This window comes from Acinetobacter sp., assembly GCF_039596015.1.
Taxonomy (GTDB): Bacteria; Pseudomonadota; Gammaproteobacteria; order Pseudomonadales; family Moraxellaceae; genus Acinetobacter.
In genome coordinates this window covers 14,644-27,903 of record NZ_JBCNKN010000005.1, presented here as the reverse complement: position 1 = coordinate 27,903, position 13,260 = coordinate 14,644, and the positions used below count along the sequence as shown (strand labels likewise).

At 41.1% G+C, this 13,260-nt stretch carries 14 protein-coding genes; 3 read left to right on the top strand and 11 right to left on the bottom strand.

Annotated features, from left to right (window positions below):
- Positions 1–5: 5 nt before the first annotated feature.
- From ABDV70_RS06835 to sthA, 10 genes are all read right to left on the bottom strand, one after another.
- Positions 6–581 (bottom strand): HupE/UreJ family protein, encoded by a 576-nt coding sequence (locus ABDV70_RS06835; RefSeq protein ID WP_343596494.1) that lies wholly within the window; start codon positions 579–581, stop codon positions 6–8.
- A gap of 23 nt (positions 582–604) precedes the next feature.
- Positions 605–1,219 carry an urease accessory protein UreG gene (gene ureG / locus ABDV70_RS06830; RefSeq protein WP_343596492.1) on the bottom strand — a complete coding sequence of 205 codons (615 nt, stop codon included), beginning with the start codon at positions 1,217–1,219 and terminating at the stop codon, positions 605–607.
- Between the two features lie 51 nt (positions 1,220–1,270).
- Complete coding sequence (locus ABDV70_RS06825) at positions 1,271–1,936, bottom strand: urease accessory UreF family protein (RefSeq protein WP_343596491.1); 666 nt, start codon at positions 1,934–1,936, stop codon at positions 1,271–1,273.
- On the bottom strand, positions 1,923–2,405 hold the full coding sequence (gene ureE / locus ABDV70_RS06820) for an urease accessory protein UreE (protein ID WP_343596489.1): 483 nt from the start codon (positions 2,403–2,405) through the stop codon (positions 1,923–1,925). The genes ABDV70_RS06825 and ureE overlap by 14 nt, the downstream gene beginning before the upstream one ends.
- 47 nt (positions 2,406–2,452) lie before the next feature.
- Complete coding sequence (ureC, locus tag ABDV70_RS06815; RefSeq protein ID WP_343596487.1) at positions 2,453–4,153, bottom strand: urease subunit alpha; 1,701 nt, start codon at positions 4,151–4,153, stop codon at positions 2,453–2,455.
- A gap of 12 nt (positions 4,154–4,165) precedes the next feature.
- Positions 4,166–4,624 carry a GNAT family N-acetyltransferase gene (locus ABDV70_RS06810; RefSeq protein ID WP_343596485.1) on the bottom strand — a complete coding sequence of 153 codons (459 nt, stop codon included), beginning with the start codon at positions 4,622–4,624 and terminating at the stop codon, positions 4,166–4,168.
- Entirely contained in the window at positions 4,621–4,932 is a 312-nt protein-coding gene (locus ABDV70_RS06805; protein WP_343596483.1) for an urease subunit beta, read from the bottom strand. The genes ABDV70_RS06810 and ABDV70_RS06805 overlap by 4 nt, the downstream gene beginning before the upstream one ends.
- Positions 4,933–4,954: 22 nt before the next feature.
- A complete protein-coding gene (gene ureA, locus ABDV70_RS06800; RefSeq protein ID WP_343596481.1) occupies positions 4,955–5,257 on the bottom strand; it encodes an urease subunit gamma in 303 nt (100 codons plus the stop codon).
- A gap of 100 nt (positions 5,258–5,357) precedes the next feature.
- Entirely contained in the window at positions 5,358–6,233 is an 876-nt protein-coding gene (locus tag ABDV70_RS06795; protein WP_343596479.1) for an urease accessory protein UreD, read from the bottom strand.
- Between the two features lie 213 nt (positions 6,234–6,446).
- Entirely contained in the window at positions 6,447–7,862 is a 1,416-nt protein-coding gene (gene sthA, locus ABDV70_RS06790; RefSeq protein ID WP_343596478.1) for a Si-specific NAD(P)(+) transhydrogenase, read from the bottom strand.
- 209 nt (positions 7,863–8,071) lie between these two features.
- Here sthA and lipA point away from each other — a divergent pair, with 209 nt between their 5' ends.
- Together lipA and proP are read left to right on the top strand one after the other, a co-directional pair.
- Positions 8,072–9,085, top strand: a complete 1,014-nt coding sequence (lipA, locus tag ABDV70_RS06785; protein ID WP_343596477.1) for a lipoyl synthase — start codon at positions 8,072–8,074, stop codon at positions 9,083–9,085.
- A 355-nt stretch (positions 9,086–9,440) separates the two neighbouring features.
- Complete coding sequence (gene proP / locus ABDV70_RS06780; protein WP_343596475.1) at positions 9,441–10,928, top strand: glycine betaine/L-proline transporter ProP; 1,488 nt, start codon at positions 9,441–9,443, stop codon at positions 10,926–10,928.
- A 132-nt stretch (positions 10,929–11,060) separates the two neighbouring features.
- Here the strand turns inward: proP and ABDV70_RS06775 are convergent, their stop codons facing one another.
- Positions 11,061–11,600: a cysteine peptidase family C39 domain-containing protein gene (locus ABDV70_RS06775; RefSeq protein WP_343596474.1), complete on the bottom strand. Its 540-nt coding sequence runs from the start codon at positions 11,598–11,600 to the stop codon at positions 11,061–11,063.
- 219 nt (positions 11,601–11,819) lie between these two features.
- Between ABDV70_RS06775 and ahcY the strand changes: the two genes are divergently transcribed.
- Positions 11,820–13,202 (top strand): adenosylhomocysteinase, encoded by a 1,383-nt coding sequence (ahcY, locus tag ABDV70_RS06770; protein WP_343596473.1) that lies wholly within the window; start codon positions 11,820–11,822, stop codon positions 13,200–13,202.
- Positions 13,203–13,260 lie beyond the last annotated feature (58 nt).

The window sequence follows — 13,260 nt, the reverse complement described above, 5'->3', positions numbered from 1 at the left end:
GTGAATCAGGCTAAACCGAGTAACCCAATAAAAGCGACAACAGCAGCCACCATTTTTCGCCCTTGTTGAGGAAGGAAACGCTGCAATACTGCACCCAATCCGAGTCCCACAACATACAAAAGACTCATTGCACTCGCCATACCCAACATGAGTGCAGTCCAGTGCCCATGCCCACTCAGTTCAGTTCCATGCGCCATTCCATGAAATATGGCAAATGACACCGTTGCCGTGGGTAATAAAGTCGCCTGTTTGCGCCATAAAGCATATGCCAAAAACAATAGTGAAGCGACAATTCCATATTCAGCAACGCTTGCAGTAAGCCAATTTTGTGCCCCAATCGCAAAACCAAACATCAAGGCACAGGCAAGCCCCAATAATCCTTTTACCTGCCAACGCTGTTTCGCTTTATAAAGTAAAACTCCCAAACCAACAGCCATCGACATATGATCTAGACCTGTAAATGGATGAACAAACCCACTTAAGAAACCTAGCTCAGGGAACTCATGCCCGGGATGTGCCAAAGCAAGCATCGGCATACTCGCAAAAATAGCTGCAAAGATTTTATGATTTAGTTTTTGCATATCAATTTCCTCAGTGCGAATAACTAAGCTTTTAATAAGCCTTGTTTTTCAATAAATTCGATGATCTGTGCCAAACCATCTTCCGTTTTCATATTGGAAAATAAAAATGGTTTTTCACCGCGCATCCGCTTGGCATCCTGATCCATAACGTCTAAATTTGCTCCCACCATCGGCGCCAAATCTGTTTTATTAATAATCAATAAGTCTGACTTCGTAATTCCCGGGCCACCTTTACGTGGAATTTTTTCACCACCTGCCACATCAATCACATATAACGTCAAGTCAGATAACTCTGGGCTAAAAGTTGCTGCCAAGTTATCCCCACCACTTTCAATAATAATCAATTCCAAACCATCAAATTTTTCACACAAATCATCAATAGCAGCCAGATTAATCGATGCGTCTTCGCGAATTGCAGTATGCGGACAGCCGCCTGTTTCAACGCCCACAATACGCTCTGGGTTCATGGCTTCGTTACGGGTTAAAAAATTAGAATCTTCCTTGGTGTAAATATCGTTAGTCACCACTGCCATGTTGTATTTGTCACGTAAAGCACGGCATAGATTTAATGTTAATGCGGTTTTTCCTGATCCCACTGGACCACCAATTCCAACACGCAACGGGCTACGTTCTGACATCGTTATTTCCTTCTCAATTTATGAATCTCGTACTAAACGAGAAAATCTGCTTTATGATCTAAATAATCGTGAATATTGAGTTTCATGCTGCATACTGAGCATGGCATAGTGTGGTAAGGCACTGCTTAAAGCTTCATCAGGCAATTGCATGGCATGTGCCACGGCATCGGGAACTAGACTATGCAAATGCCATAAAATCCGTTGTCCTGCCATTTGCCCCAATGGAACAGTCTTTACCGCAGCAAGCACCTGATTTTCCAATACAGTGAAACAATAGGCGGTAAGTGCATCCATTACATTCAGATTTAAACGGGCACAGAGCTCTGCATACACAGGGACAAAACCGTATTGTTTTTTCACCTCGACAGGTATTTGCAATACATCTTTAATCCACGCATTCAAAGAAAATGCCAACTGCTGCGATTCAGCCAGTAATTCTTTACTTTCACGACTGGCTTTATACAGCTCTGCCCATGGCAAAAATGCATCCATATTCTTTGCGTTTTGAATCAATCGTTGCAATAACGGCAACTCAAAACGAACCAAAAGCAGTTCCAGCACATCTTCAAAATAGGCCTTGCTGCTGGCTTCATCTTGAATCAAGCCAATGTCTATTGCACTTTCCACACCTTGCGAATAACAGTAAGCCCCAACTGGCAATGCTGTAGAAGACAGCGTGAGTAGTTTGAGCAACTGTGCTGCATTAGTGATGGACATGATGCAAAGCCTTAATCGGGCTTAAACGATGCTCATGACTGTGCTGTGCATAAGCACCGCTTTCAGGCTCGAACGGATGCTCAACTTCATTTACCACCAAGCCTAAACCTTCCACCATTTCAGCCAAAACATGGTCAGGTTCAAAATACAGTGCGGTTGGCGTCAACATTAAAGGTACATGACGATTGCCCAAATGATAGGCAGCTTTGAGCAAGTCAAATTCATGCTGTGTCGTCACTTGCATTAAATGTTCTGGTTTGGCATTTACTCTCAACACATCACCTGTATTTGTTGCAATGAATGAGCCGCTCCGTAAAATGCCTGTACGTGGTAAATCTGCACCAATGTCCGTGCCATTCGACAATGTGGCACGAAAGCGTGATTTTTGTCTTGTATCAAAGCTCAGTTCAACGGTTTCAAACTGCTGTTCTGGCGAAATATGTTCAAGACGTTGGGTGTAGATTTTCATTTAAATTTATATCCATCTATTTTTAGATTTAAAAAGTCGAATCCCTGTTAAAACAAGAAATAACGCTGCGCCATCGGAAGCACTTCGGCAGGTTCGCAAGTCAGTAACTCGCCATCAGCACGAACTTCATAGGTTTCAGGATGCACTTCCATCACAGGACAATAACTATTGTGTTTTAAATCTGATTTTTGAATCTCACGGGTGTTTTTACATGGACTGATCATTTTCTTTAAATCCAGTTTTTCAGGTACACCCGCATCAATTGCAGCTTGTGACAAAAAGGTCAAACAAGTACGATGCACACCACGCGGATACGCGCCAAACATTGGTCGATAGTGCACAGGCTGAGGGGTTGGAATCGAGGCATTGATATCCCCCATTGGTGCAGCCGCAATCATGCCGCCTTTAATAATCATAGAAGGCTTCACCCCAAAAAATGCGGGCTTCCACAACACCAAGTCAGCCAATTTACCTTCTTCAACTGAACCAATTTCATGACTTAAACCATGCGTAATTGCAGGGTTAATGGTGTATTTGGAAATATAGCGTTTCACACGGTTATTATCATGAACGGCATTGTCACCTTCTAAACTGCCACGTTGCAGCTTCATTTTATGTGCTGTTTGCCATGTACGAATAATCACCTCACCCACACGCCCCATTGCCTGAGAGTCGGAGGACATCATTGCAATTGCACCCATATCCTGCAAAATATCTTCTGCTGCAATGGTTTCACGGCGAATACGGCTTTCTGCAAATGCAATGTCTTCAGCAATAGCGGGGGCTAGATGATGGCAGACCATCAGCATATCTAAATGTTCATCAATGGTGTTGACGGTATATGGACGTGTCGGGTTGGTTGATGAAGGCAGAACATTGGACTGACCAATCGCCTTTAAAATGTCAGGTGCATGTCCACCACCCGCACCTTCGGTATGGTAGGTATGGATGGTACGATTTTTAAATGCCGCTAGTGTTTCTTCTAAAAAGCCACTTTCATTTAAAGTGTCAGTATGAATTGCCACTTGCACATCAAATTCATCGGCAACACTTAAACAGTTATCAATAGCCGCTGGGGTTGAACCCCAATCTTCATGTAATTTCAGGCCGATAACGCCCGCTTTAATCTGTTCCCGAATCGGTTCAGGCAAGCTCAAATTGCCTTTGCCTAGCAAACCAATATTCATCGGTAAATCATCAATGGCTTGTAACATGGTACCAATATGCCAAGGCCCCGGAGTAACTGTGGTTGCCGATGTACCTGCTGCTGGCCCTGTTCCACCACCAACCATCGTAGTGACACCAGACATCAGTGCAGTTTCAACTTGTTGCGGGCAAATCCAGTGAATATGTGTATCCACGCCACCCGCTGTTAAAATTTGCCCTTCACCTGCAATTACTTCCGTTGCAGCACCAAGTGGAATGCTAATTTCAGGCTGAATATCAGGGTTGCCTGCTTTGCCTATTTTCCAAATACGCCCATTTTTAATCCCCACATCGGCTTTAACAATGCCCCACCAATCCACAATTAAGGCATTGGTAATCACCGTATCTGCAACGTCATCCGCCAATAACTGTGACTGCCCCATGCCATCACGAATGACTTTACCGCCACCAAACTTAACCTCTTCACCATAAACAGTAAAATCTTGTTCAACTTCGATAAACAGCTCGGTATCGGCTAAACGAACACGATCCCCAACGGTTGGGCCAAACATTTCGGCATACGCACGACGTGACATTTTCATTGAGACATACCTTTAATGTGTAATATTTGCAGAGGTATAAAATTTCTTCATCGGAATGAATCTTAGCCCTCGACTCTCGGTTACGGGTTCAACGGAAATAAATCCGAAACGCGCATAAACAGCTTGAGCACTACAACTTGAATTTACTGTGAATGTATCCACGTGCTGTTGAGTCACTTGTTTTTCTACGAAGTCCCATAGCTTGCGACCAATACCTTGATGCTGATATTTCTCCTCTACAAAAAAATGCAGCAAATGAGCAGGTTGACGATAGGCAATCACACCAACAATGGTTTGCTCTTTTTCCGCAACAAAATAATGGCTTTGTGGTTGTAGCAGTAATGATTCAATACTTTGTTTCGTAAAATGATTTTTACCCGTTTCATCGACAATAAAATCAGAAACATGGGGCTGAATAAGTGCATGGATGGCATCTAAATCCATCATACAGGCGATACGAATCTGGATCATAAATCTAATTTCCCCATCACACGTCCAGCAAAACCATACACCTCACGTTTTCCTGTCAATGCAACCAATTCAACTTCTCGCTGTTGTCCTGGCTCAAACCGAACTGCTGTACCTGCTGCAATATTTAAACGAAACCCTTTTGCCGCAGCACGGTCAAACAACAACGCATCGTTTGCTTCATAAAAATGAAAATGCGAGCCAATCTGAATCGGACGATCTCCCGTATTGGCAACACTAAGTTTGAATGTTTCTCTACCGACATTTAGTTCAATTTCACCTTCTTCGGTGATCACTTCACCAGGAATCATGTGCTACTCCTTTTTATTCTATTTAGATGATAGGTTGATGGACTGTCACCAGTTTTGAGCCATCTGGAAAAGTCGCTTCAACCTGTACTTCAGCAATCATTTCTGCCACGCCATCCATGACATCTTCACGAGACAATAAGGTTGTTCCAAAGTGCATAAGCTCGGCAACACTCATTCCATCTCGTGCCCCCTCTAACAATGCTGCTGAAATATAAGCAATTGCCTCAGGATAATTCAGTTTTAATCCCCGCGCCTTACGACGCTCTGCGACTAGCCCAGCAGTAAAAATGAGGAGTTTATCTTTTTCGGTGGGATTGAGTTCCATATCTCGTTCCTAAATCGCATCTGGTTTAACTTAAGCAAAATGCATGCTAAAAAATCGCATATGCCATTTATCTGTTTTAAAAACAATCAATTCGATACTATTATGTACGCCAGATTCTTGGAAATTCTTCATCAAGATCAAACCAATAACGGCGTAGCCTTGCACGAATTGCAGCAAAGGCATCATGACATTGCCGAGTATCATGACCTAAATAACGACCACAAATTACATCGTCCAATAACGTCACGGTGACAGGTGTATCCATTCGCATCATTAGTTCACGAATAAGTTCAAGCTGCTGTTCCAACACATTTTGTTTACGAAACTGCGGCGGTGACACCGCCCAAAAACTGCCCATCACAGCACAATTGTTCATCCCCAGTGGAGAACTCAACCAGCGATCATTTCCCTGAAAATACAAAGTATCTGCAACCAACAGCTTCTGTTCTCGCCAAAGTTTGATCTCGCTATGGTATTGCCCTGTTTCAAAACTTTCCAACCGTGCCTGACGCCCGATCACCAACATTTCCCAACCCATAAAACTTGCAGATTCAGCCAAATGGATATGATTTTTGGTTTGTGCCACCGCACCATTAAAGAGCATGGTTTCCTGAGGCAACCATTCAAAAATCGCATTGGCCTTAACCTCTATCTGTATGTCCTGAAAAGCCTGCTTACCATTGGTTTTATACCATTTCCCTGCCCCCGGAGTCGTCACCAACGCATGGGCTTTTTCCGCCACATCAATGACAAAACTCAAGTGATCTCCACCTGCGATACCTGCGGGCGGATGCACAATAATGGTATGACAAACCCCTGTTTTCTCAGGCCACAACATTTTTTGCACACGAATCGGGCCATAATGTTTTCTATGCTTCAAAACAGTGCGTTCTTGTTGTGCAGAAAATCTGAGTTCCAGACGAGCGAACCATGATGTAGCAGAAGATGTAGGGTTTAACGCAGTTTTAATATTCATATTTCAACAATGACATCCTGTTTTCATTATTCTCTTTGCGAAAAACACGCCAACTTATCTTTTATTAACTTTTCCTGCTGAGATTTTCATCAATCTATCCTATTTAAACTCAAAATTATATTCAGCAACTTTGTTGTAATATGTTTAATTGTCTTGCATATAAAAAAGGGCGCGATTCAATCACACCCTTTTGATCTTTATTTATTCAAAGATTTAAAATAAACGATTTAAACCATTTAACGCAGCCACACGATAAGCTTCTGCCATCGTTGGATAGTTAAATGTTGTTTCAATAAAATATTTTAAACTGTTGTTTGGACTTTGCATCACAGCTTGCCCAATATGGATAATTTCCGCAGCGTTATTCCCGAAGCAGTGAATACCTAAAATTTCCAACGTATCACGGTTGAATAAAATCTTAAGCTCGCCCACTGTATCCCCTGTAATTTGCGCACGTGCCAAATGACGGAAAGATGCTTGTCCAACTTCGTAAGGAATTTTTTCTTCAGTTAACTGCTGTTCAGTTTTACCAAAAGATGAAATTTCTGGGATGGTGTAAATCCCTGTCGGAATATCGGTCACAGGTTTTACATTTTCTTCGCCACTCATGTTCGCACCAGCACAACGACCTTGGTCATACGCTGCCGAAGCTAAGGCCGGCCATCCAACAACATCACCTGCTGCATAAATATTTTCAACTTCAGTCTGGTACTTTTCGTTTACCGTTAACTGACCGCGACTGTTTGGTGTCAGACCGACATTTTCCAGACCTAAACCATCGGTGTTTCCTGAACGACCATTACACCACAAAATAGCATCGGCTTTAATTTTCTTACCACTTTGTAGATATAGCACCACATGGTCATCAAATGTTTCAAGATGATCAATCTGTTCATTATGGCGAATCAATACGCCTTGCTCACGCAAGTGATAAGACAGTGCATCCGAAATTTCAGCATCTAAATAGCTTAATAATTTTGGTTGGGTGTTAATCAGGTCAACTTTGTTATTTAACCCAATAAAGATAGACGCATATTCACAGCCAATTACACCAGCACCATAAATAATAATTTTGCCGATGGTATAGTCCAAATCTAAAATTTTATCTGAATCAAATACACGTGGATGTTTAAAATCTAGTCCTTGCGGATGATATGGACGACTTCCTGTTGCAATGACAAGTTCATCAAAAACAATCGTTTCTTTAATCCCTTCAGGCGTAAACACCATGACCGTATTTTTGTCTTGCACATAGGCACGACCATGATAAACATCAATATTATTACGGTCATAAAAACGGGAGTGTGTCGCAACTTGTTGTTGAATCACGCGATGTGCATGCGTCAACACTTGTTTCATGGTGAATTTCTTCCATTCACCGACTTTTTGAAACATTGGGTCACGTTGGTAACGAATAATGCTTGAAACAGTTTGACGTAAAGCCTTACTTGGAATGGTGCCAACATGCGCACAGTTACCACCTAACTGTTCATGCATTTCTACAATCGCAACACGCTTGCCTGACTTCGCCAATTTCATTGCGGAACCTTCGCCCGCAGGGCCTGAACCAAGGACTACAGCATCATATTTCACAAAATTCCCTCTGATGACCTCTTTCTTGCGTCGCATTCAACACTCCCTTTCCGATTTATTTTCGTGACATTTTATAGTAAATTTTAGCAGAATATAGGTGAATTTACCGTATTTCCATAGCATAAATATTTTATGTCAATATTTATTTCATGAATGCCTTTTCGCCCCTAAAGGTTATGGTTTTCGTTATAATGAGGGGCTCAGTACTTAAAATCGCTTATCGTCAAACAGTGGAAAAGTTGAATATGACAAGTAACCGTAAACCTGAACAGGGGGTCAAACTACGTGGCGCAGAAAAGGTCGCCCGAATTCCTGTTAAAGTGATTCCTACGGTTGAAGTGCCGCGTAAACCTGACTGGATTCGGGTTAAAATGACCGCACCTGAAGAAGTGCAACGTATTAAAACAACTTTACGCGCTCAAAAACTGCATACCGTTTGTGAAGAGGCTGCTTGTCCTAACCTACCCGAATGTTTCGGTGGGGGTACTGCAACCTTCATGATTATGGGTGACATCTGTACACGTCGTTGCCCATTCTGTGATGTTGCACATGGTCGTCCAAACGCTTTAGATGCAGATGAACCTCGCCACATGGCAGAAACCATTGCCAATCTAAAACTCAAATATGCAGTGATTACCTCTGTAGACCGAGATGACCTACTCGATGGTGGCGCACAACATTTTGTAGATTGTATTAAAGAAACACGCCAGCTCAGTCCAAATACCCTCCTTGAAATTTTGGTTCCAGATTTCCGTGGGCGTATGGATATTGCATTACGCATCATGACTGAATGCCCGCCAGATGTGTTTAACCACAATATTGAAACTGTACCACGCCTTTATAAAGCAATGCGTCCAGGTTCAGATTATCAACACTCATTGAACCTGCTTAAAATGTTTAAAGAATACTGCCCTGAGATTCCAACAAAATGTGGTCTGATGGTTGGTATTGGTGAAAACGAAGACGAAGTGATTTCTCTGCTTGATGATCTACGTGCGCATGGCGTTGACTATGTCACGATTGGTCAATATTTACAGCCATCTAAAAACCATGCACCAATTGACCGTTTTGTAACGCCAGAAGAGTTTGAACGCTATGCTGAACATGGTCGCAAACTTGGTTTTAAAAATATCTGGTCAGCACCAATGGTTCGTTCAAGTTACTTTGCAGACCGTCAATATTATGGTGAACCTGTTCCAGAAGTTCGTCGCAAAGCAGACCCGGCGAAAAAAATTAATGTACAAACCATTGAAGCTTAATTTCATCTTGTTTTAAGCTCAAACCAAGCCCTCTTTACGAAGAGGGTTTTTTGATCACCTTGCTTACTAACATAATTTTATAATTTAATATAATAATTTTACATAACTAAAAAAAGAAACCAACATTTCTTCCATAATCGCACAACATACCAAATTCCATATTCGGCATAAAATATTAATTCATTGATATTTATAGTTTTTCAAAAAAGATTATAAAATCAAACATTGAGTTTATGATCACTTTTTGGAAAAGATTAATTTAAATATCGCATTTTAAAAACTTGTAAACAATGTCGCAACAGAGATTTTATAACTTAAAGCATCTGTCTGAAACATTGCATTTAAGGAATTGTAAATGCGCACATTTAAAAGGAAAACAAAACCATTAGAAATTGATGATATTGCAATTGTCGATTATGAAAAGACCAAAAAAGCTATTCGGGCAGCCGCTCTTGGCAATGCCATCGAATGGTTCGATTTTGGTGTTTATGGTTATGTTGCCTATGTTTTAGGTAAAATTTTCTTTCCTCACTCATCACCAAGTGTGCAGATGATTGCTGCACTTGCGACTTTCTCTATTCCTTTTGTTTTTAGACCGCTTGGGGGCTTATTTTTTGGGGTTCTAGGGGATAAGTATGGTCGGCAAAAAGTTCTTGCCATGACCATTATTATTATGTCAATCAGTACCTTTGGAATTGGCTTAATTCCCTCTTATGAAACGATTGGGATATGGGCACCGATTTTATTATTGATTGTCAAAATTGCACAAGGTTTCTCCGTTGGTGGTGAATATGCGGGTGCAGCCATTTTCGTGGCGGAATACTCACCAGACCGTAAACGTGGCTTTATGGGGAGTTGGCTTGATTTTGGCTCGATTCTTGGTTTTGTCGTCGGTGCTGGTGTCGTTTCACTGATTAACTTTTCAATTGGTGAAGATAGATTTTTAGAATGGGGTTGGCGTATTCCCTTTCTTCTTGCCTTACCTTTAGGCATGATTGGTCTATATTTACGTCATGCACTAGATGAAACACCTGCATTTCAGGCACATAGTGAAATGCAACAAACGACATCACAACCACAAAAAGCAAGTTTTAAACAAATTTTTAAACAACATAAACGTAGCTTACTGGTTTGTGTCGGTCTAGTGCTCTGTACAAATGTCACCTACTACATGTTACTCACATATCTCCCAAGTTATTTCTCACATAACTTAGGCTATCCAGAAAATCATGGGGTTTTAATTATTATTGCCGTCATGATCGGGATGCTATTTGTTCAGCCTTTCATTGGTATGTTGAGCGATAAAATTGGACGTCGTCCTTTCATTTTTGCAGGAAGTACAGCACTTCTCCTATTTTCTTATCCTGCATTTTTATTGCTTGATTCAGATAATGTCCTGTTAATTTTTCTTGGACTATTGGTTTTAGCTTTATCTTTAAACATGCTGATTGGCGTAATGGCATCGACACTCCCTGCCTTATTTCCAACAGCAATTCGTTACAGTGCTTTAGCCATTGCTTTTAATATTTCGGTGGTTATTGCGGGTTTAACCCCAACCATTACCGCAATGCTAGTTGAAATGACCCATAACATTATGGTTCCAGCCTATTATCTGATGTTTTTTGGTGTTTTCGGTATTATCACCGCAGTTTATTTAAAAGAAACAGCCAATTTGCCACTCAAAGGTGCGACACCTATTGCGGTAGACACTGAAGAGGCAGAAGAATTACTTGAACAATATCACGATAATTTAGAGCAAAAAATTGAGCAAATCGATTCTAAAATTGAGGAGCTTCAAGCCAAACGCGATCATTTGGCGAAACAGCATCCCAAAATCGATTAATCTTAAAAGTCGTTAAAAAGTGAATCCTCCGTGATTCACTTTTTATTGGATAATTTTTATGACCACATCACATCATGTTTTTATTTCTTAGATTAGCTTTGAATCAAACCGAGTAAGGTTTCAAGGCCAAATTTAGTTCAATTTAGTCGAATGAATATGTAAATCATGATCACCAATCACGATTGCCTGTCGACAAATCCCCTCTGCCTTGCGTTGTTTTTCAAAAACAACCGCAGGCATTGGCTCAAAATTATCAAAGAAACAAATTTCTTTTAAATCAATAGAATACACTAACGACTGATTTCCAATATCATCTAAAGTATCGTAATAAACAATCACCATTTTTCCATTCAAAATCGCGGTTTGAATTTCTTGATAACTCAGTGCAGCTTGAACTGGAATCTTTAATGCTTTGGCTTCTCTATAGCTCATGCGTTCTATGGCATCAATATTCGGGTCTTGATCTGAATGAAATGACACATCAAACCCCATTTTTTTGAGTGCAACCGCCAAAGCAATCGTAAATGTACCATCACCATCGTCATGACGGCATATTTTTACCAACTCAGCAATATCCATGTTCACACCATGATGCTGTAACACCATCCAGACTGCAAAAACACCACAGTTTGCGTCAAGATTGACCAAAGATTGGGGAATATTTAACGCCATCGTTTGAATCCAAAGAAATAATTAGGCAGATAATAAACAAAACTGCATTGGCACTAAAAGCTTTTCCAAGTACAATGTTGCGTTAGTCGAGGGATGCTGCAACAATTTACAGGCATATAAATGTAAATTTGCCAGGCTCGATGTAAGCAGCATTGCTGCGCAAGACAACGGCATCCGCGAACAGAATGATCCATACTATTTTTTCCCTAGGAGATCCTGATGAACGCGGTTAATGCTTCATTCACAGATTATAAAGTTGCCGATATTTCACTTGCTGATTACGGCCGTAAAGAAATCAAACTTGCAGAAGCTGAAATGCCAGCATTAATTGGTTTGCGTAAGCGTTATGCTGCGGCAAAACCACTTGCAGGCGCAAAAATTTTGGGTTGTATCCACATGACAATCCAAACTGCTGTTTTAATTGAAACATTGGTTGAATTAGGTGCAGAAGTTCGCTGGACATCTTGTAACATCTTCTCTACTCAAGACCATGCAGCAGCAGCAATTGCCGCACGTGGTATTCCTGTTTTTGCTTGGAAAGGCGAAACAGAAGAAGAATATAACTGGTGTTTAGAACAACAAATCAATGTAAATGGCACACCTTGGGATGCCAACATGATTTTAGATGACGGCGGTGACTTAACTGCTGTTGTTCATGAAAAATACCCTACCCTTTTAGAACGTATCCACGGTATTACTGAAGAAACAACTACAGGTGTTGCTCGTCTTCTTGAAATGTGGAAAGAAGGCACACTCAAAGTTCCAGCAATTAACGTCAACGACTCTGTAACCAAGTCTAAAAACGACAACAAATACGGCTGCCGTCACTCATTAAACGATGCCATCAAACGTGGTACAGACATGCTTCTTTCTGGCCGTCGTGCGCTTGTCATTGGTTATGGCGATGTAGGTAAAGGTTCTGCTCAATCACTTCGTCAAGAAGGCATGATTGTACGTGTAACTGAAATTGACCCAATTTGTGCAATGCAAGCATGTATGGATGGCTACGAAGTCGTTTCTCCATATAAAAACGGTGTTCAAACAGGTAAAAAAGAAGACATCAATCTTGATTTGCTTCAAAACACAGACCTCATTGTGACGACAACGGGTAACTACCACGTTTGTGACTCTGCAATGCTGGATACATTAAAAGCAGGCGCTGTTGTTTGTAATATCGGTCACTTTGACACTGAAATTGACACCAACTATTTACGTGGTTACAAATGGGTTGAAGTAAAACCTCAAGTTCACCAAGTTTATCGTTCAGAAGACGAAAGCAACTATCTGATTCTTCTTTCTGAAGGTCGTTTGGTTAACCTTGGAAATGCAACAGGTCACCCTTCACGTGTGATGGATGGTTCTTTTGCCAACCAAGTTCTAGGTCAAATTCACTTGTTCCAAGAAAAATTTGCTGACCTGCCTGCTGCTGAAAAACAAGCGCATATTCGTGTAGAAGTATTACCGAAAAAACTAGATGAAGAAGTTGCTGCGGCAATGGTACTTGGTTTTGGTGGTGTACTGACTCAATTGACGCAAGTACAAGCAGAATACCTCGGTGTACCTGTTGAAGGTCCATTCAAATCTGACGCTTACAAATACTAAGACAGATTAGGGCAGAACGTAAAACCTTCTGCCCTTTTTTATGACTTTAAAATGTACT